The following is a 20,672-nucleotide window of genomic DNA, read 5'->3' as shown; positions in this document are numbered from 1 at the left end:
GTGGCTAAGTGCTATTGAAAATAAATGTTTTCAATAGAATTAGGGTGGTATCGCGGTTAAACCCGTCCCTTTCTACAGGGACGGGTTTTTTGTATGTTTTTATATAAAACAATTAGGAGTGATATCAATTGGTTACAACGAACAACAAAGAAACTGTTTTGCAAAGGGAAGCACGGATAAGAAGACAATGGGCAAAAGAGGAGACATTTAATAAATCGATTGAAATAAGAGAACAGCATCCTTCATTTGTCTTTTACGAAGGACCACCTACAGCTAATGGGTTACCACATGTTGGTCATGCATTAGGAAGAACAATAAAAGACGTTGTTGCAAGATATAAAACAATGACAGGTCATCAAGTCATTAGAAAAGCTGGTTGGGATACGCATGGGCTTCCTGTAGAGTTAGGTGTTGAAAAGCAATTAGGTATTTCAGGGAAAAACGAAATCGAAAAATACGGTGTGGAAGCATTTATTGAAAAATGTAAAGAAAGTGTTTTTGTTTACGAAAAACAGTGGCGAGAATTTACTAAGCAGCTCGGTTATTGGGTAGATATGGATGATCCATACTTAACATTGAGTAATTCGTATATTGAGAGCGAATGGAATATTCTTGGATCAATTCATGAGAAAGGATTGCTTCAGAAAGGCCATCGAGTTTCGCCGTATTGTCCGAGTTGTCAAACATCTCTTAGTTCTCATGAAGTGTCACAAGGGTACAAAATTGTAAAAGATTTATCTGCGACAGCCAAATTTAAAATAAAAGATAGGGATAATGAATTCTTTCTTGGATGGACGACAACCCCTTGGACATTACCAGCAAATGTTGCGTTAGCTGTTAATCCAATGTTGAAATATGTTAGAGCGAAACATGGGAATAACATTTTCGTTTTAGCAGAAGCATTAGTAGAATCCGTTTTAAAAGAAAACTATGAAATAATTTCTGTACATCTTGGGTCAGATTTAATAGACATTCCTTATGAACCATTATTTAATTTTGTTAATGTGGAGAACGGGCATAAAGTGATAATGGCTGATTATGTATCTGCTGAAAGTGGTACAGGAATTGTCCATTTAGCTCCTGCATACGGAGAAGAAGATTATCGTGTTGTGAAAGAAAATAACTTGTCTTTTATTAATGTTGTAGATGAAAAAGGTAAGTATACTGCAGATGTCACAGGCTTTGAAGGTAGATTTGTCAAAGACTGTGACGTGGATATTGTTCGTAATCTTGCTGAAAGAGAATTATTATTTAGTAAAGAAAAATACGAGCATAGTTATCCCCACTGCTGGCGCTGTGATTCACCTTTATTGTATTACGCTAACGACAGTTGGTTTATTAAAACAACTGCCCTAAAAGAACAATTTATACAAAATAATGATACGGTTACTTGGCATCCGGAACATATAAAACATGGGAGATTCGGAAACTTTTTAGAGCAAATGGTAGACTGGAATATTAGTCGTAAACGTTATTGGGGAACACCGTTAAATATTTGGCAATGTGAAGCGTGTGATCACGAATATGCACCTAAAAGTATGGAGGATTTAAAAAATCATTCCCTTTTTCCACTAGAGGACGTAGATTTGCATAAGCCATACGTTGATACTATTAAGCTAAAATGTTCACAGTGTGAAGGAACAATGATAAGAACACCAGAAGTAATTGATGTTTGGTTCGATAGTGGATCTATGCCATTCGCACAATACCATTATCCTTTCGAGAATAAAGAGCTTTTCGAAAAGCAATCCCCCGCAGATGTTGTTATTGAAGGAATTGATCAAACTCGTGGATGGTTTTACAGCTTATTAGCAGTGTCTACATTGTTTACAGGTAAAGCTCCATACAAACGTGTATTATCTCTAGGGCATATTTTAGATGAAAACGGACAAAAAATGTCTAAAAGTAAAGGGAATGCACTAGATCCTGTAGAGCTAATTCAAAAATTCGGTGCTGACTCATTAAGATGGGCATTATTAGTAGATAGTGCACCTTGGAATCCGAAACGTTTCTCAGAACGTATTGTACAAGAGGCTAAATCCAAATTAGTTGATACACTAGACAATGTTCATAGTTTTTATACGTTATATGCTAATTTGGATAACTACAACCCAAAAGGTTCGTATGAAGTAAATAAAAATAAATTGGATGAATGGATATTATCTCGCTTGAATAGCACGATAAAAACAGTTCACGTTAACTTAGATGATTATCACTTTACAAACGCGGCTAGAGAAATTGCCAAGTTATTGGAGCAAGTAAGTAATTGGTATGTAAGACGCTCTAGAGAAAGATTCTGGTCGACTAATATGAATCCTGAAAAAGCTGCTGCATATCAAACTCTTTACGAGGTGTTAACAAAAATTAGCCAATTATTAGCACCATTGACCCCTTTTATTGCAGAAGATGTATTTATGAGTTTAACTGGTGAAAGTGTACATTTATCAGCTTATCCAATTCATGACGAAAACGTGATAAATGAAAAACTTGAAAAAGAAATGGATGCAGTTCTTCAAGTCGTAGAGTTAGGAAGAAGTATACGAAATACGACCTCATTAAAAGTTAAACAACCTTTAGGTAGTTTATCATTAATGAGCTCAAATAAAGATGTAAATTGGAAATTGTATGAGGATATTATAAAAGACGAATTAAATGTTAAGCTATTTGAGCAAATAGACAATGATGAGAAATTTGTATCAACATTGATAAAACTCGACTTTAAAAAAGCGGGATCGAAATTTGGAAAGCAGTCGAATGCAATTAATACATGGCTCCAATCTTTAAATGAGGAGCAAGTAAAACAACTTATACAGTCGGGCTCTATAGAGGGAACTATAGGGGAAAAAGTTAAAATAATGCTAGAAGATGTACTAATAGAAAAAGTAGCAAGGGAAGGATATGCTTCTGCAACAAATGGGGAGTATACCGTTACTTTAGATCTTTCTCTAACAGAAGAACTCCTACAAGAAGGAATGGCTCGTGAATTGATTCGCGCAATCCAATCTTATAGAAAGCAATTAAACCTTCCTATCGATATGCGTGTAGATATTGCTTTAAAAACAGACGAAGAACTGCAAATAGTAATTGAAAAGTATAAGCAGATGTTACAACAAAACTTGTTAATGCGTAAATTACAGATAAAAGATAATATTGAAGAGGGAACAGAAATGACAATTGCAAATCATAAAGTTTCTTTGCAAATAACACCTGCAAACTAATATTCACAGGTGGATATTATGAAAAGTAAAAAGAAAGGTCGCAGAACAGCTCCCTTTTTCATCTTGTGATTGCGAAGATACAAAAACAAAACTATCTATGACTTGAATCCTTTTGCGTGATTTAAAATTCAATGCATCTAATAAGGTAAAACAAATCATCTCAAATATGAATTAGAAAAGATTTTGTTTAACTAGGCGAATGGTTTCTCCATTTTATCGAGAAACCATTCGCTATTGTATTTGTCTAATAGTCGTTGAAACGGAAGAATGTTTAAAATTTTATATTACAAAGAATACTTTCTTACTAGGCAACTCAAGGCAATTTAATTGTCCACCATACACTGCTCCACCATCAATTCCTATAATTCGATTGTTTCCGAAAAACACATTGTTATTTTCTGGATTTTGATGAAGTGAGTTTGTTTCTGTATGCCCAAATATAACGGTTTTGTTACCGTTGTATTCTTTATGAAATTCATCTCGAATCCATAATAATTTATGTGGATCTGTTTCAGTAATAGGTGTCGTCGGGTGCACACCTGCGTGTACAAAAATGTAATCATCTGTTTCGATATACATTTCTAAATCTTGTACGAATTTTAAGTGTTTTATAAGTTCTTCTGAATGTAATTGAGGTTTTTGAAAATTTTCTTCACTTACTGTAATATCGTTCTCAGAAAACCCATAGCTAAATAAGGTTTTATCTCCTCCACACCTTTTAACCCAGTGGTTCCATGATTTCTCCACATCTGTCGTTAACGCTCTGATCATCATGTCTTCATGGTTACCCTTAAGAACCCGAGCACCATTTTCTTTTAGTTTCATTACTTTCTCGATAACCCCTTTTGCATTAGGACCTCGATCTACATAATCACCTAATAGGATTAGTTGATCTTTCTCTTTGTTGTATACTACTTTTTCTAGCAACTTCTCAAATTTCTCTAGTTCACCGTGAATATCACTTATTAAAAGGGTTCTGTTCATTTATTTCGCTTCTCTCTAAATTGGATATGTATTTAACTAATAACTTATATATTACATTCAGTTTGCTTATTTAAGAAGTAAAATTATATTATATTTACCAATTCTACACATAAACGAAACTTTAAGAATGTTCAAACGTGTTACATGTAGATATTCCTTTTTAACTTATGAGGAGGAACGAGTTCATCTGATATTTACTATGTATTTGCTTGGTAATTGTGGGCTGTTCGGAAGAAAAGTTAGAAAATAATAAAGGGGATACAGTAGATCTAACGGATGATAAGAACATAACAGCGATTCTGGCTGTAGTTGAACAGAAATTTACTGGTCCCAATGAAGAATATGTACGTTAATAAAAAATCATTAATAAGAAACTGAACGAAATGTTGGAAAATATACCAGATGGAGCGATGGGGGTATCAATTCCGATAAAAAAGTTGCTTGAGCACGATAAAATAGTTTGACAATTGGTAGTATTACTACTAACATAGACAATAACTTTTATGTTCGGATAAGGGTAGAAGGTACCGAGAGCGGTGCCGCCCATAGAACTGATGAGTTGAGATTAGATGAGCATAGCTGAGAAATTGTTTGAATAAGAGGAGTAGCACTAGATTGCAATAAAAGAGAGTCAGTGGTTGGTGAAAACTGATTTGTAGTTAGTGTGAATGGACTTATGAGAGCTTCCTTGAGAACGATATTACGTTTTAGAGGAAGACGTGTTTCCTACGTTACAGGAAATGAAGTGGGAGTGGCGACAGCGACACTCCAACAAGAGGTGGCAACGCGGTCAACACCGTCCTCTTCAAAGGGATTTTTCTGAATTCCTTTGAAGAGGACTTTTTTTGTTCCAAAAAATAGGCCTAGTTGAGTTAAGCAGAGGAGAGATTGAGATGAGAGGATTTATTGAAAAAGTAGAGAAAAATGAGCATTTACATTATGAAGAGATGGTTGAGGCTTCACGATTAATGTTTAATGAAGCGACAGAATTGCAACAAATTGCTAATTTTCTTATTGCGCTATCTAAAAAAGGAGAAACTACAAACGAAATCGCGGCACTTGCTACTGTTATGAAATCTTTCGCTCTAAAACTAAATGAACCAGTAGGAAGTTATATGGATAACTGTGGAACTGGTGGAGATGGCTTAAACAGCTTCAATATTAGTACGACTTCGGCATTTGTATTAGCTGGTGCAGGCGCAACTATTGTTAAACATGGTAATAGGAAAATTTCAAGCGCAGCAGGCAGCTCTGATGTGTTAGAAGCACTTGGGATAGATTCTAGTATCGATATTGGTTCATCAATGGATCTACTAGCACGAGAAGGCCTTACTTTTCTTTATGCACCAAATGTTCATCCTAGATTAAAACGAATTGGGCTAGTCCGAAAACAAATTGGTAAGCCGACAATTTTCAATCTGATTGGTCCATTAACAAATCCAGTAGCTCTTAAGAGTCAGTATACAGGTATTAATAGACCAAACTTTACGATAGAATATGCTACTGTTTTACAAATGCTAGGACGAGAACGAGCGATAGTTGTGTGCGGGGCGGAAGGAATGGACGAAGCATCACTCGCTGGAAAAAGTGAATTTGTATTAGTAGATAAAGGCGACTTGATACCATTTACTCTAACTCCCGAAGATGTAGGTCTAACCTATGCACCGATATCAGCTATACAAGGTGGAGATGCACAGGAAAATGCAACTATTATGCGAACAGTTCTTCAAGGTAATCGAAGTGCTTATTTTGATTCAGTCATTTTTAATGCAGGTGTTGGATTCTTTGCAAATGGAATGGTTAGTAATATCCCGGAAGGTGTAAAACTAGCTACTGATAGTATTTTGTCTGGAAAAGCTTTAGAGAAATTAGAAGCAGTTATCACATACAGCAACGAGTCTCGTAAAAAGGAGGTCGTCTGATGCCAACCATTTTAGATAAGATTCTAATAGAGAAAAAGAAGCAAATCGAGGTTTTACTTGAGAAAAAAATACCAATAGTAGAAGAAGGAGCTTTACGTCCTTCTTTATTCAATCAATTATATCGTGCGAATCACTTACAAATAATTGCAGAGATAAAACGGGCCTCACCTTCTAAAGGATTAATCGCCGAAGATGTGGACCCAATGGAACAGGCGAAAGCTTATTACGAGGCAGGAGCTGCGTGTATTTCTGTTTTGACAGACACTCCATTTTTTAAAGGTTCTTTTGAAGACTTAACTAAAGTTGCAACTTCAGTTCCTATTCCTATATTGTGTAAAGATTTCATCATCCATCAAGTACAAATTGATCATGCTAAAAATGCAGGAGCTTCTGTCATTCTTTTAATTGTTGCAGCTCTCAGTGAGGAAGAGTTAAAAGAACTTTATGAGTATGCTACTTCTACAGGTCTAGAAGTATTAGTGGAAGTGCATGACTCCAAAGAGCTAGCAAGTGCTTTAAAAGTTGGAGCTAAGCTAATAGGTGTAAACAATCGTGATTTACGAACCTTTAAGGTAGATTTAAATCGAACGGAGGAAATTGCTTCCCTCTTTCCATTTCATGAAAAAAGGGTACTTATAAGTGAAAGTGGTATTTGGGAAAAAAATGATGCAGAGCGTGTTGCTCAAATGGGAGTTAATGGGGTACTTGTCGGAGAATCGCTTATGAGGAGTGGCGATGTTAGAAATGCACTTCGGTCCTTACAAGTGTTGCGAGGAGGTAATTCTAAGTGACAAAAGTGAAAATTTGTGGATTGATGGAAAATGATCAAGTAGTTGCCTCGGTTGAAGCAGGTGCAGATGCTATTGGATTTGTTTTCGCGCCGAGTAAAAGGCAAGTATCTATTGCAAAGGCTCATGAACTTGCGAAAGAAATTCCTTCTTCTGTCATGAAAATCGGAGTCTTTGTAAACGCAACACAAGAAGAGTTAGAGCGTGCATATCTGGAAGTTCCATTAGATTTCATTCAATACCATGGCAATGAAAAACCTGACTTTATTCAATCTAATAGGTATCCTTCGATAAAAGCTTTATCTATACGAAGTGAAGAGGACGTTAAGAGTGCAAAAATGTATGATACGGACTTTTTCTTATTTGATGCACCACAAGCCGGTAGCGGCATAACTTTTGATTGGAAGCTTATGAAAGGACATAATGTGGATCAAGAAAAAGTGATTTTAGCAGGCGGGCTAAATCAAGAAAATGTAGCAGAAGCTATAAATCGCGTAAAACCTTATATGGTAGATGTTTCAAGTGGAGTAGAGAGACTAGGTAGAAAAGATGAGCAATTGATTCGTGCGTTTATTCGTACAGTCAAAGATTAGGAGAGATGAGCAAATGGTAAATCTTAGGGATGAGTCAAGAGCTGGGAGATATGGTCGGTTTGGAGGTCAGTATGTTCCAGAAACGTTGATGAAAGCTTTAAATGAACTAGAATTGGCATATAATAATGCAATTAACGACCCTACGTTTAAAGAAGAAGTAGATTACTATTTGAAAGATTATGTAGGTCGTGAAACTCCTTTATACTATGCGGAACGACTTACAAAGGAACTTGGTGGAGCAAAAATCTATTTAAAACGTGAAGATTTGAACCATACAGGTGCGCATAAAATTAATAATACAATTGGACAAGCAGTACTAGCAAAGCGTATGGGGAAAAAGAAAATAGTAGCTGAAACAGGGGCTGGGCAGCATGGGGTCGCTACTGCAACTGTTTGTGCTTTATTTGACATGGAATGTGTTGTGTTTATGGGAAAAGAAGATATTCGTCGGCAAGAGTTAAACATATTTCGCATGGAACTTCTTGGGGCAAAGGTCGTGTCTGTTGATCAAGGTTCTGGAACGCTAAAGGATGCGGTGAATGAAGCACTTAGATATTGGGTTTCAAATGTAGAAGATACACATTATATTTTAGGTTCAGCACTTGGACCACATCCTTTCCCACAAATAGTACGTGATTTTCAACGTGTCATTGGTGTTGAAACACGTCAGCAAATACTTGAAAGAGAAGGAAAACTACCAGATGCGGTTGTTGCATGCGTCGGTGGTGGTAGTAACGCAATCGGAATGTTCCATCCATTTTTAGAAGATGAAGCGGTAGCACTATTCGGAGTAGAAGCAGGGGGAAGTGGAATTACAACTGGACTTCATGCGGCTGCAGTTGCTAGTGCGAAGGAAGGTGTTCTACACGGAGCATTTATGTATATATTGCAAGATGACGATGGCTATATACAAGAGGCTCATTCCATTTCAGCTGGGTTAGATTATCCTGCAATTGGTCCAGAACATAGTTATTTACATGATATTGGTCGTGTAAAATATACATCTGTCACCGATTTAGAAGCTTTGGAAGGCGTAAAACTGTTGTCGAAAAAAGAAGGAATCATTCCCGCCTTAGAGAGTGCGCATGCAATTCATTATGCAGTTCGCCTTGCAAAAGAAATGAGTCCAGAGCAGATATTAGTGATTTGCCTTTCAGGACGTGGCGATAAAGATGTGCAGACAGTAAGAGATGCGTTAGGAGGGGAGCAGTAATGGCTAAAAAGAGATTATTAGAAGCGATTAATAAGATTAACTTCGATGGAGAAAAGGCGTTTATCCCGTATATAATGGCTGGAGATGGCGGACTAAATTCGTTAAAAACAAAACTATTATACCTCCAAGATTTGGGTGCAACAGCAATAGAAGTCGGTATTCCTTTTTCCGATCCTGTTGCAGATGGACCAACGATTCAGAGTGCAGGAGAACGGTCACTTGCAAATGGAACAACACTTCGTTTAATAATGAAGGAAATTGAATCCTTTTACGAAGTAGTAAAAGTACCGCTTGTACTAATGACATATTATAACCCTATTTTGAGCTATGGGTTGAAGAAATTCGCAGTTGACTGTGAGCGAATCGGAATTAGTGGATTAATCGTTCCAGATTTACCTATCGAGGAAAGTGATACTCTTCGGATGGAACTAGCAAGTACAGATGTTGCTTTAGTTCCACTTGTTTCGCTCACAAGTCCTGCGGAACGTATCGCTAAAATTATAGCGTCAGGTGAAGGCTTTATTTACGCAGTAACTGTTAATGGGATAACTGGGGTTCGCGACGGTTTTGATGAACAACTGAAACAGCATTTTGTTTCATTAAAAGAGAAAAGTCCGATTCCAGTTCTAGCTGGTTTCGGCATTTCTACTCCGGAACAAGTAGTAAATATCGGTGCATTAGCAGATGGGGTTATCGTTGGAAGTGCCATAGTAGATGCCTTTCATCAGAATGACCTAAGTAAAATTCAAGCACTCATTCAAGCAAGCAAAAAGAAAGTACTTAATTAATGGCAATGTATAATACTTCTGATTTCCGTTATAGGCGGACGCTTTCCGCGGGCGGTCTGTGAGCCTCCTCGTCGCAAGCTCCTGGGGGGTCTCACCTAGACTCGCTTTTCCCGCAGGAGTCGCCGCCTTTCACTACAATCAATTAAATGAGTAAAATCAACGATATAATATAGTTTAACAGAGCCAAATTATTAAAGAATCTATAATTGTATTAAATGTAAAACAACTCTATATTCAGAGCAGCTATTTCCTCAGAAAGGATAGATAATTTTTTGTTGTCTTACGAAGCACTAAGCATAAGGTGGACTCTATTAGCATTATTAATTATCTGAATACTAACAATATTTAATGTTCTATATGGTATAATAATCCAATGATAGTTTTGAGTTTAATCCTAAATAATATTTTCAAGCGGAGGAGAGGAATTTGAGTTTATTAACTGCATATATTACATGGGTTGTAATTATGTTTATGGAAGTTTATTGGTTATATATCGATTTACATACTGGTGGTGGTTATGAAAAAATACTTTATGTAGTTATGATAATTACTTTAGTTGTAGGTATTACAGGTCTTAATTTATATAAAAAAAATGTTAAATAAAACAAACTTGGCTCTCAAAATCCATAATACTCCTACAAAAAAATGAATAGTGTTAATTTTGTGATAGGATATAGACGATGAAAGTGGAAGGGCGGACTGAAAAGTGCGTGTTGCTTATAGTGTATTAAGAGAAATTCATAGAAAAGAGTTTATACCTAGTGCTAGTGATTATGGATTAAAAACTAGAGAATTTGAAAATTTTATATTCTTTTTAGAAAATAGAGGATATTTAGAGAGAGTTTTGAGAGTAAATGATGACTTCTCTATAAAAATTGCCCGTTTAACTAAAAAAGGAGTCGAATTATTAGAAACTAATAAACACTTAGAGGAAACATATCCCGAAAGATTTAATATAAAAGCATGGATACAAATTGAAAAGCTCTTTATTCTAATGGAGCAAGAGAAGAATAATACTCGAAAGTACTTAAATACTAATTAAAATGCGAAATCATTTAATCAAACAGAAAAAACCGATGATTCCTAATTTAGAAATCATCAGTTTCTATAAGTATTATGATTCAATTATTGGTGAAGAAGTGTTTTTAAGCGGTGCCAATGCTTTCAACGTATATCTAGCTACGATTAGGCAAATTGCTGTAACTCCTTCAGCGATTGGGAATGCAAGCCAGATATAATCACTATTAAGATAGGTTGGCAATAGCCACAGAAGAGGTAAAAACAAAATGATACTTCTTGTTACTATTATAATAGAAGAAAGTTTGATTTTTTTTATCGCTTGGAAGTATTCCGCATAAACTAGATTAAATCCTAAAAATAAATAGCCTATGAAGAACATGGAGATACCTTTTTTTGTATAAGTAATAACTTCTTCTGACGTAACTCCAAATAATGATATTATATTTTCTCCAAATAGCCATCCAACAAGTAAAATACTTGCACCAAATACGACTCCGGTTATAACACCTAACTTCAAAGATTGTTGCAGTCTATCATACAGCTTTGCACCATAATGGAAGCTAACTATTGGTTGAAGTGCTGCTCCAATACCGATAAATAACATGATGAAAACTGCATGCATATAGTTTACAACGGCATACGAAGTTACACCGACTGCTCCAACAAAATGCATAAATGTGACATTGTACGCTATGATAGTTACAGCTGCAGATCCTTCTACAATAAAACTCGGTAAACCAATTTTCAAAATTTCGCTCGCTGTTTTTAGATCAAATTGTAATTTTACAAATCGTAACACGCTCGATTTTCGAACGAAGTGAGATAGTAACACAATTAATCCAATTGCCGTTGATAAAACTGTTGCATACGCTGCACCTTTTACACCTAGTTCTAACATGAAAATAAATATATAGTTAAATACAATATTTAATAATGAAGTTATTCCAAGACCAAGCATCGCAAGCTTTGGATTACCATCATTTCGTATAAAAATACTCAAAATATTTTCCATCACATAAATGACTCCAAATACTAAAATAATATGGAGATAATCTTTTACATATGGGAAAATTTCATCACTTGCTCCAAATAGATATGCAACTTCTTTTTGTTTCCATAAACTTAATATCACTAATACTCCAACGACAATAAGTGCTAGGAAAAATGATTGTGTAAAAATGGAGCGTGCCTTTTGAACATTATTTTGTCCAAGGGAAATAGAATATAAAGTTGCTCCCCCCATACCTATCCAAAGCGAAATAGATAGTAAAATAGAGAAAATAGGAACTGCTATATTAATTCCGGCAAGTGCTTCCGGTCCAATTCCATTACTGACGAAAATACCATCAACTAATATATTTATGGCCATTAGCAACATCCCGAGTAGAGAAGGGATTAAATAGGATATAAATAATTTTTTTGTTGGTGTGTTTCGTAAAGTTACTGATGTTTTATTCATTTTATTCACCTAAAGTCTAAAAAGTAGAGTTATTCTTGCTGTCCGTTTAAAGTTGATATATTTTTCACCATAATCTTCTCGTTATTGACATCGAACTCTCCATTAAAATGAAAGTCGAATTTTTCATATAAATGTAGTGCTGCTTGGTTTTCTTCAAATACACTCAGGAATATTTGAGTACATGAAAAATCATGGACTAATTTTTGTATTAAAGCATTTAACATGATCGTTCCAAACCCTTGTCCTTGGTATTTTGAGTCTATTAAAAACCGATCTAGCCATAATCGACCACTTACCTCTTCTTCAGGGAAAAAGCCATACATAGCAAAACCAACTAACGTATTATCCGAGTATAGCCCAACTGGTTTATAGAATGTACACGCGTTGGCTTCTTCCAAACATTGACTAGTCGTTTCTATAAAAGATGTTTGTAACTTTCCAACAGATAAATTTAAAATTTGCTCCATGTTTTCATGTGTTACGTCATGAATAGATATGTCCATGACTATCAAATCCTTTCTTTTTAATACAAATAAACGATTGAAAATGGTATAGTTACATCCTAAAGTATCCGGTAACCATATAGTCAAGGGGGGGAATTTATTAATGAGCGAGAATTTACGAAAATATTTTACGACAGGAGAATTTGCAAAATTATGCAATGTGAAAAAACAAACTTTATTTCATTACGATGAAATCGGCCTTCTATCACCAGAAATAAAAAGCGAAAAAGGCTATCGATACTACTCCTACCATCAATTTGATGTTTTTAATGTGATAGAGCTATTGAAGGAAGTGGACATGCCTTTAAAAGAAATCAAATTATTTTTGAAGAACAAAACTCCTTCCGAATTGATCGAACTTTTAAAGGGAAAGTCATTGGAAATTAAAAAAAAGATAGAAAATCTGCATCAAATTCAAAAGATTATCGACACAAAGATTGAACTAACAGAATTTGCATTAACAATAGATTTCTCCGAAATAAAAATAATAGAACAAGAGGAAGATCAATTGTTTTTAAGTGGGTCAATATTAGATTGCTCTGATCGTGAATTTTTAAATTCAGTTTCTCAATTTATTGATTATCTATACAAAAATGAATTGGACATTGGCTATCCAATCGGGGCAATTGTAAGTAGAGAAAAACTTCTGAATGAGGAGTATGATAATTACTCTTATTTGTATACAAAAACAAGAAATAATACCGAAGACATTTCTTTTTATACAAAACCAAAAGGGTTGTATGTTGTCGCGTATCATAAAGGGAATGATAAAAATATTTCAAAAACGTATAAAAAAATTATGAAATTTATCGATACACATCATATAAAGCTTGGTAATTATTCGTATGAGGAATATGTACTCGATGAAATTTCTGTGAGTGGCAATGATAATTATGTAACGCAAATAATGATAGAAGTTGAGGGTAAATAATATGTCCTTTGTTATAAGCTCACCAAAAGATATAGAGAAACTTGCCTTATTTTTAGAAGAAATGAATAGCAAAAGAGAAACACATATCGGTTATTGTGGGGAACAAAAACAACAGATTTATGCTACATTAATCTCTGATTTCTCTGATTTAGATTTAGCCAGATCATTTGTAATTGCATACGTAAAAGATGAAATAATAGGAGCTTTAGGGCTTGATATAGACGAAGAAAGTAAGAGTGCAGAAGTATGGGGACCATTTATAAAAAATAGAAGTGAATATTTAGGTCTTGCTGATGAACTATGGGAAAAAGTGATTGAATTGTCTAGGATTGAGATGAATGAATTTTCGTTTTTTGTAAATGAAGAAAATTCATTTGCAAAAGATTTTGCAATAAATAAAGGGGCTGTCAATAAGGGTAACTACTTTGTATTGAAAGCTTTTCGTAACGATTTAAAAACAGTTGACTTAACTCAAATTGAAACATACAGCTTATTATATAAAAATCCATTTACTAATCTTCATGATACATCTTTTCCCAATACATACTATAGCGCATCAGAAATAGTGTATAGGATAAATGATCACAATCAATTATTAGTTATGCTAGATAATGAAAGAAAACTTACAGGTTATGTGTATGTTGAAGGAGATCCTGAGCATAAGGAAGGATCTATAGAATATATTGCTGTAATAGCAGGTAATCGTAAGCAAGGCATTGGAACAAAACTAGTTAGAGCAGCGTTAGCGCATCTGTTTTCTTTTGAAGAGATTGAAGAAATAACTTTAAGCGTTGCAAAAAATAATGAGCGCGCTATAAATCTATATAAAGCTGCAGGTTTTAAAGAAGTACATGAGCTTACCTATTACGTTTGGAACAAATGAGGAGGGTAAATATGGATGTAAAATATCCTATTGGTAAATTTATTTTTGAAGGGAAAATGACAAGTGATGTTATCCATAGTTGGATTAGTGAGCTTGAGGATTTCCCGATATTACTAAATGAAGCAGTAAAAGATCTAACTGAGGAGCAATTAGATACCCCTTATCGAGAAGGTGGATGGACTGTACGACAAGTGGTACATCATCTAGCGGATAGTCATATGAATGCATACATTCGATTTAAATTAACTCTTACGGAAGAAAGTCCAGTAATAAAACCATATGACGAAGCGCAATGGGCAGAATTTGTTGATAACGAGCTTCCAATTGGTATTTCATTATCCCTTCTTCAATCATTACATATTCGATTAGTAAAACTTTTAAATAGTTTAACTCCAGAAGAACTAAAAAAGACATTCATTCATCTAGATTCAGGTATAATTTCAATTGAAAAAAATATTGGTCTCTACGTATGGCATGGAAAACACCATCTAGCACATATTACTAATTTATGTATTCAACAAGGCTGGAGCAGTAAGGGACTGACGTTAAACGAAGTTGTAAAGGAGAAACAATATGAGGAAAGAATTACAACAAGCGATCATATGGAGAAAAGAGGGTAAATTAAAGGAATCCAATACGTTACTATTACAAATAGTATCACAACATCCGAATGACGCATTTATTCAATACCATTGTGCTTGGAGCTTTGACGTTTTAGGTGAAGAATCTAAGGCTGTGCCCTACTATGAAAAAGCGATTGAGCTTGGACTTCCTGAAAACGAAATGGAAGGTGCATTATTAGGATTGGGGAGTACTTACAGAGTACTAGGTGATTACGAAAAATCTAAAAAAGTATTCCTTCATGCTATCAAACTATTTCCTGAAAATAATGCCTTGCAAGTGTTCTATGCAATGACACTTTACAACCTAAAAGAGCATGACACTGCGATGGAGCTATTGTTGAAGTGCTTATCACATACGACTAACGATAAAGAAATCCTTAGTTATCAAAAAGCTATAGATTTTTATGCAGACAAATTGGATGAGATATGGACATAAAACTTACATACTGCAAGAATATTTTATACTAGGACAACTCTATTATTTTTCCATGGAAGAATACTCTTTTTCATATTTCAATAGAATATATAAGGACTCATTATTCTATTATAGGAAAGGGGGAAACAAGGAATGGGTGTCAGATTTCTTCAAATTGCGGTTGTCTATTTTGTCATCGGTATAATTTTAGGTCTGTACATGTCTATGGCACATGACTATGTGTTGAAAGGAGTTCATGTGCACATTAATCTTTTAGGCTGGACTTCCTTTGCACTTGCTGGATTTATTTATCATTTATTCCCTAAATCAAGTAATAACATGCTTGCGAAGCTACATTTTTGGAGCGGTAATATTGGACTGCCTATTATGATGATCGCATTAACCATTCTGATTCTTCGTGGTGTTGAGTCAGCAACAATTTTTGTTGTCATTGGCAGCTTATTAGTAGTGTTTAGTGTAGTGATATTTGCTATAAACGTATTAATGAACGTGCGAGCTAGGGAATCAGCTGCATTAAAGTAAATATATTACAAAAGGCTGATCAGCTATAGCTAAATAGCTGATCAGCTTTTTCTTGTCTTATATCTCTATCTATTTATTAGGAAAAGATGTAAAATTTAGTATCATTTAATATAAAACATGATATAAAGAACAAGGAGGGAGAAGCATGTTTAAACTAGGTATTCCATTTTTAAAAAATTGTACGTCTTTTCAACTAATAAATGAAGGATTTTCAGATGATGAAAAATGGTGCGTAGATCATACATATTTGCTACGAATTTCACCGCATGGTGATCTAAATAAATTACAAAGGCAAGCCGAAATTACGAACCAAATTCATGTTAAAGATGTTCGCATACCTTATGTACATGATGTCGGAATGTATGAGGGCAAAGCTTATATGATTTTAGATTATTTAAGCGGAGAAAACGGAGAAGTAGCTCTACCTACGAAAAGTATCGAGAATCAGTATACGATTGGGATTCAGGTAGGAGAAACTCTTAAAAATATGCATAGTATCCCTGCTCCACATAATTATCCAAGTTGGGAACAAACGTGGCGAGATAGAGTAGAAAGACTAACACCTCGTTTTGAAGAAATAGTCAGTAAGCATCCCCACTATCAAAACGTCTTACCATTTATATTTGATAATCTACATTTATTAGAAAATAGGCCAAGCAGTGTTCAGCATTATGATTTTCATCCTGGGAATATATTAATTCATAAAGATACTTTTACTGGTTTAATAGATATGCAAAAAATTACTTACGCGGATCCAATCAATGAGTTTTATAAAATGGAATATTTTAATGTACCTATAAGTAGGTCCTATTCTCAAGGCGTTCTAGATGGTTACCATGATAAACAAACTATCCCTTCTTCTTTTTGGGAGTTACATAGGTTGTATGCAGCTATTCATATCGTATCAGCTGAGGTTTGGGGACATGAAGGTGGTATTAAACAACTTGGAAAATTTCAAAAATATACTCGTTTTACATTAATTCAGTTCGATGATTTCAAGTCACTTATTCCGAAATGGTATTCATCTAAAGTAACACTATAGACTTGCCAAATCTTTTTAAAACATGGATTTTTTCTTACTCTTTATATACAATTATCACTAGGTCCTAAAACTAGATATAAAAAGGGTGGTTGCTATGTATAATTTTACATTAAATATTGCGAAATTGGTTGTACGTTCACTCGGTAAGGTGGAAGTGAAAAACGAACATTTATTACCCAAAAACGAAGGCTACATTGTAACGTGTACACATAGAGGGTGGTTGGAAATAGTCATTTTAGGTATGTGTGTGCCAAAAGAAATTCATTTCATGGCAAAGAAAGAACTTTTTGAAAACAAACTAATCGGCTACTTATTACATAAAATAAACGCTTTTCCTGTAGATCGGAAAAATCCTTCTCCAAGCAGTATAAAAAAGCCTGTGAAGTTATTAAAATCAGGAGAAGTGGTAGGAATTTTTCCAAGTGGTACTAGAACAGCTGAGGAGGTACCATTAAAGAGAGGTGCTGTAACCATTGCAAATCTATCACAAGCTCCAATAGTACCAGCTCATTATGTAGGTCCACGAAACTTAAAAGAGTTAAAGAAGATGAAGAAAGCAACTATTATCTTCGGTGAACCTATTTATGTGAAAACAACTAACAAAGATGAATTGTCTACTTACACAGAACTCTTGAACAATAAAACGAATTTACTAGAGGACCAAATAGGATGAAAATGGTGAAAAACATGGATTATAGTATTGAAATTTTATTAGAAAAAAACGAGAAATTTTCCTCTTATTTAAACAGCATGATTAAACAATTCAATAATGAACATTCAGTTCATCACAATGATGTTAGAAAAAAAAGCTCCATAAAGCCAATACATATTATAGTATCTGATGAAAAAAAAGAATGGATTGGTGGAATTACCTCCGAGGTGTATTGGGATTGGCTGGAGATAAACGATTTTTGGTTTAGTGATGAATGTCGAGGGAAAGGTTTAGGCAGTTTTTTACTAGAGAAAACAGAGGAAATTGCAAAAGAAAAAGGTGCAACAAAAGCATTGTTAAAAACTTTTGAGTTTCAAGCACGTACTTTTTATGAAACGAAAGGATATAAAGTTGTAGGTGAAGTAAAAGACTATCCACCTGGAAGCAGTTTTTACACAATGATAAAAGAATTAGTTTAAACATAGCATTATGTTGTAACATCTTTTCTACGTCCTAAGGCGTAGATGAAATCACTTCTCCAGACCATTTGATTTGTTTCGACATACTTTATAATCAATAGTAACGGGTGGAAATAATAAGTACATTTTATGGAGGATGAAAAGATGAGTATTAAAAAAATTGCAATTGGGTGTTTGTTTGTGTTATTGGCTGGAGCAGCTATTAGTATTATTTTAAACATTAAAGATACATTTGTTGATAAGGCTGATGAAATACTGGTAGAGGATAATAATTATTCGAACATTGAAGTGCTATCAGAGAACGCATCAGTTAAAGTTTTACCAGCAAAAGATGGTAAAACAAAAGTAGAATTTTCGGGTAAAATCAAGAAAAAATCTAACTATATATTTAATGCTGATGTAAATGGGGACACACTTTACGTAGAGCTAAAAGAAAAAAGATGGAATTTTATCCAATTTGGATTTACTTCTCGTAATATTCAATTAATAGTATACGTACCAGAAAAAGAGTATCAATCACTTAAAACTGAAATTGATAATGGTAAAATAAAAACAGAAAGTATCCATGCGAACGAAATAAGCTTAGAAACAGATAACGGATTGATCGATATGAATAATATAGTTGCTGACAATGTTCAAGTTAAAACGGATAATGGGCAAATACGTATGGAAGAAGTAGAAGGTGCTATCCATGCGAAAACAGATAATGGACGTATTATCTTAACTTCTAATAACTTAGATCGTTCGATAAATCTAAAAACAGATAACGGCTTAATCCAAATCCAAACCGATAAAGAGCCTACTAATGCTACAATTGATGCACAGGTGGATAATGGGAAAATTGAAGTTTTCGGTACATCCAATAAACAAACGATCTTTGGAAATGGTGAAAACTTAATAAAATTAGAAACAGACAATGGAAAAATAACTGTAAAAAAACAATAACACATTTTTTCCGATTGATTTACAAATCAATCGGTTTTTTATGTGTGAAAATTAAAGTAAACGAATCAATCAGTTGGATTTTCATCTGCCAGTTCATCTACCCCTATTAATTGGTCCCAACCATTAAATTCTCCACATATCCTCCATTTAAAAATTTTCCGTATAAATCATAAATAGCGTATTTTTTTACAATCATATGATTATCCTCATAGATCGAAGCGTAAAAATATACATCTACCGGAGGATAATCTACAAAAGAACGAAAAGCAAACTTTCCTAAACCTTTATCTAATTTCTCCAATTCACTTCCATTCAGTTTTTTCCTAATGTTCATGGTAGCATTTTTATATTCTTTGTACTTAATTTCATTTTGAGATAACGAAGAATAAAACTCATCCTCTGGTCTATCTTTTGCAAATGCAGTCCAGGATATATTTAAAGAAATGAAAATCATTAGAACAATCATAATGAATTTTTTATGCAAAATTTTCACAACTCCTTTTTACATATGATGTACTTGTTCGTGAACTTCATACAACGAATTTTACTAACTTTGGGGTGGACAATTTTATGTGGAAGTAGTCAAGAATTTTTCAATTATTGACTTGCATATCCCATTCTGATAAATTGTTTCTAATCTATCTATTCTGTAAAGTGAAGATATATAGGAAAACTAGTAGTAAATGCTGATGAAACTCGTCTGAATGGATAGGCGAGTTTTTTTATGAAATCGTTAAAGGAGTAATTATTTTGAAAAACTTAATCGTCATTGTAGGTTCACTTATTATTGCATTTGGTTTTAATTGCTTTCTAGTTCCTCATGGAATATTAAGTAGTGGAATTAGTGGAATTGCCATCCTTATAGGTCTAATAACACCTTTTGATATAGGTCTATTAAACCTAGTGCTCAATTTACCTTTGCTTGTTTTGGGATACTTTAAGCTTGGGAAAAAGATAACTATTAGTACCATGATTTGCGTTATTTCACTTTCAGCTTTTTTGTATATAATACCGGCACAATCCATTACCGATAACATTTTACTTTCAACTATTTTTGGGGGGATTATTGGTGGACTTGGAGTCGGAATTATTTTGAAATACTCTGGAACATCGGGTGGTCTAGATATCATAGCAATTATCATTTCCAGAACAAGTAATATGAGTGTTGGTTTACTTCTAACAGGAATGAATGGAGTAATTGTCCTTATTTCAGGTGCTGTATTCAATTGGGAAATTGCTTTATATACATTACTCTCAATTTATTTGTCTGGGAAAATGGTGGATACTTTATACACAAATCACGAGAAATTGACGATGCAAATTGTTACTACAAAAGGTGACCTAATTCGAAAAGATTTAGTGAATTCCATCTATCGAGGTGTAACAATTACCGAAGGGTATGGAGGATTCACGCAAGAAAAGAAGCAAATTTTAATGATGGTCGTAACACGTTATGAAACGATGCAAATTAAACAAATTGTTCGTAACCACGATGAAAAAGCATTTATCAATATTTTTGAAACCGTAGAAGTAGACGGAAATTTTGCGAGAAATTAACCAATCCCAAAAGCTGATATTTCATTAATCATGAGTATCTGCTTTTCACTATTTTATTTCTTTTTAAGAAACAATTTCAAAATAAATACGATAATAAAACAAGAATATTGAAAT

The 20,672-nt window shown here is 34.1% G+C and carries 21 protein-coding genes, 1 pseudogene and 2 other annotated features (1 of these 24 only partly in view); of the genes and pseudogenes, 18 read left to right on the top strand and 4 right to left on the bottom strand.

Annotated elements, in window-relative coordinates:
* Positions 1–73, top strand: a binding site (T-box leader); it begins 170 nt to the left of the window's first position.
* A 55-nt stretch (positions 74–128) separates the two neighbouring features.
* Positions 129–3,218, top strand: a complete 3,090-nt coding sequence (gene ileS, locus FG384_RS05895) for an isoleucine--tRNA ligase (RefSeq protein ID WP_142641667.1) — start codon at positions 129–131, stop codon at positions 3,216–3,218.
* 279 nt (positions 3,219–3,497) lie between these two features.
* On the opposite strand, the gene FG384_RS05890 is transcribed toward ileS, so the two are convergent.
* Positions 3,498–4,202, bottom strand: a complete 705-nt coding sequence (locus tag FG384_RS05890; protein WP_142641666.1) for a metallophosphoesterase family protein — start codon at positions 4,200–4,202, stop codon at positions 3,498–3,500.
* A 582-nt stretch (positions 4,203–4,784) separates the two neighbouring features.
* Positions 4,785–5,009, top strand: a binding site (T-box leader).
* Between the two features lie 86 nt (positions 5,010–5,095).
* Between FG384_RS05890 and trpD the strand changes: the two genes are divergently transcribed.
* The 7 genes from trpD to FG384_RS05860 all read left to right on the top strand — a co-directional run bounded on the left by trpD (position 5,096) and on the right by FG384_RS05860 (position 10,548).
* Positions 5,096–6,124, top strand: a complete 1,029-nt coding sequence (gene trpD / locus FG384_RS05885; RefSeq protein WP_142641794.1) for an anthranilate phosphoribosyltransferase — start codon at positions 5,096–5,098, stop codon at positions 6,122–6,124.
* Positions 6,124–6,915, top strand: a complete 792-nt coding sequence (gene trpC / locus FG384_RS05880) for an indole-3-glycerol phosphate synthase TrpC (RefSeq protein ID WP_142641665.1) — start codon at positions 6,124–6,126, stop codon at positions 6,913–6,915. Before trpD ends, trpC begins: the two co-directional genes overlap by 1 nt.
* Positions 6,912–7,505, top strand: coding sequence for a phosphoribosylanthranilate isomerase (locus FG384_RS05875; protein WP_142641664.1), 594 nt, complete (start codon positions 6,912–6,914; stop codon positions 7,503–7,505). Before trpC ends, FG384_RS05875 begins: the two co-directional genes overlap by 4 nt.
* 13 nt (positions 7,506–7,518) lie before the next feature.
* Positions 7,519–8,718, top strand: coding sequence for a tryptophan synthase subunit beta (gene trpB, locus FG384_RS05870; RefSeq protein ID WP_142641663.1), 1,200 nt, complete (start codon positions 7,519–7,521; stop codon positions 8,716–8,718).
* Positions 8,718–9,506 (top strand): tryptophan synthase subunit alpha, encoded by a 789-nt coding sequence (trpA, locus tag FG384_RS05865; protein WP_142641662.1) that lies wholly within the window; start codon positions 8,718–8,720, stop codon positions 9,504–9,506. Before trpB ends, trpA begins: the two co-directional genes overlap by 1 nt.
* Before the next feature lie 426 nt (positions 9,507–9,932).
* Complete coding sequence (locus FG384_RS19730) at positions 9,933–10,109, top strand: hypothetical protein (protein ID WP_166462387.1); 177 nt, start codon at positions 9,933–9,935, stop codon at positions 10,107–10,109.
* Between the two features lie 103 nt (positions 10,110–10,212).
* Positions 10,213–10,548, top strand: a complete 336-nt coding sequence (locus tag FG384_RS05860; RefSeq protein ID WP_142641661.1) for a hypothetical protein — start codon at positions 10,213–10,215, stop codon at positions 10,546–10,548.
* A 72-nt stretch (positions 10,549–10,620) separates the two neighbouring features.
* On the opposite strand, the gene FG384_RS05855 is transcribed toward FG384_RS05860, so the two are convergent.
* Positions 10,621–11,985, bottom strand: a complete 1,365-nt coding sequence (locus FG384_RS05855; protein ID WP_142641660.1) for an MATE family efflux transporter — start codon at positions 11,983–11,985, stop codon at positions 10,621–10,623.
* Positions 11,986–12,014: 29 nt separating this feature from the next.
* A complete protein-coding gene (locus tag FG384_RS05850) occupies positions 12,015–12,488 on the bottom strand; it encodes a GNAT family N-acetyltransferase (protein ID WP_142641659.1) in 474 nt (157 codons plus the stop codon).
* 103 nt (positions 12,489–12,591) lie between these two features.
* On the opposite strand from FG384_RS05850, the gene FG384_RS05845 reads away from it, so the two are divergent.
* The 9 genes and pseudogenes from FG384_RS05845 to FG384_RS05805 all read left to right on the top strand — a co-directional run bounded on the left by FG384_RS05845 (position 12,592) and on the right by FG384_RS05805 (position 19,001).
* Positions 12,592–13,419: a MerR family transcriptional regulator gene (locus FG384_RS05845; protein WP_142641658.1), complete on the top strand. Its 828-nt coding sequence runs from the start codon at positions 12,592–12,594 to the stop codon at positions 13,417–13,419.
* A 1-nt stretch (position 13,420) separates the two neighbouring features.
* Positions 13,421–14,302 carry a GNAT family N-acetyltransferase gene (locus FG384_RS05840; protein WP_142641657.1) on the top strand — a complete coding sequence of 294 codons (882 nt, stop codon included), beginning with the start codon at positions 13,421–13,423 and terminating at the stop codon, positions 14,300–14,302.
* An 11-nt stretch (positions 14,303–14,313) separates the two neighbouring features.
* A pseudogene (locus FG384_RS05835) lies at positions 14,314–14,838 on the top strand (YfiT family bacillithiol transferase); the annotation flags it as partial.
* A gap of 37 nt (positions 14,839–14,875) precedes the next feature.
* Entirely contained in the window at positions 14,876–15,361 is a 486-nt protein-coding gene (locus tag FG384_RS05830; protein ID WP_142641655.1) for a tetratricopeptide repeat protein, read from the top strand.
* Positions 15,362–15,493: 132 nt separating this feature from the next.
* The gene (locus tag FG384_RS05825; protein WP_142641654.1) at positions 15,494–15,883 is read left to right on the top strand and encodes a cytochrome-c oxidase; all 390 of its coding nucleotides are present in this window, start codon (positions 15,494–15,496) and stop codon (positions 15,881–15,883) included.
* 145 nt (positions 15,884–16,028) lie between these two features.
* Positions 16,029–16,925 (top strand): aminoglycoside phosphotransferase family protein, encoded by an 897-nt coding sequence (locus FG384_RS05820; RefSeq protein ID WP_142641653.1) that lies wholly within the window; start codon positions 16,029–16,031, stop codon positions 16,923–16,925.
* Between the two features lie 94 nt (positions 16,926–17,019).
* A complete protein-coding gene (locus FG384_RS05815) occupies positions 17,020–17,598 on the top strand; it encodes a lysophospholipid acyltransferase family protein (RefSeq protein WP_142641652.1) in 579 nt (192 codons plus the stop codon).
* 14 nt (positions 17,599–17,612) lie between these two features.
* Complete coding sequence (locus FG384_RS05810; RefSeq protein WP_142641793.1) at positions 17,613–18,056, top strand: GNAT family N-acetyltransferase; 444 nt, start codon at positions 17,613–17,615, stop codon at positions 18,054–18,056.
* Positions 18,057–18,200: 144 nt separating this feature from the next.
* The gene (locus FG384_RS05805; RefSeq protein ID WP_166462386.1) at positions 18,201–19,001 is read left to right on the top strand and encodes a DUF4097 family beta strand repeat-containing protein; all 801 of its coding nucleotides are present in this window, start codon (positions 18,201–18,203) and stop codon (positions 18,999–19,001) included.
* Positions 19,002–19,107: 106 nt separating this feature from the next.
* On the opposite strand, the gene FG384_RS05800 is transcribed toward FG384_RS05805, so the two are convergent.
* Positions 19,108–19,485 (bottom strand): hypothetical protein, encoded by a 378-nt coding sequence (locus FG384_RS05800; protein WP_142641650.1) that lies wholly within the window; start codon positions 19,483–19,485, stop codon positions 19,108–19,110.
* 266 nt (positions 19,486–19,751) lie between these two features.
* Between FG384_RS05800 and FG384_RS05795 the strand changes: the two genes are divergently transcribed.
* Complete coding sequence (locus FG384_RS05795; protein ID WP_142641649.1) at positions 19,752–20,558, top strand: YitT family protein; 807 nt, start codon at positions 19,752–19,754, stop codon at positions 20,556–20,558.
* Positions 20,559–20,672: the final 114 nt, after the last annotated feature.

Origin of the sequence: Psychrobacillus vulpis, from assembly GCF_006861825.1 — a bacterium.
Taxonomy (GTDB): domain Bacteria; phylum Bacillota; class Bacilli; order Bacillales_A; family Planococcaceae; genus Psychrobacillus; species Psychrobacillus vulpis.
This window is presented reverse-complemented; position numbering and strand designations above follow the sequence as displayed.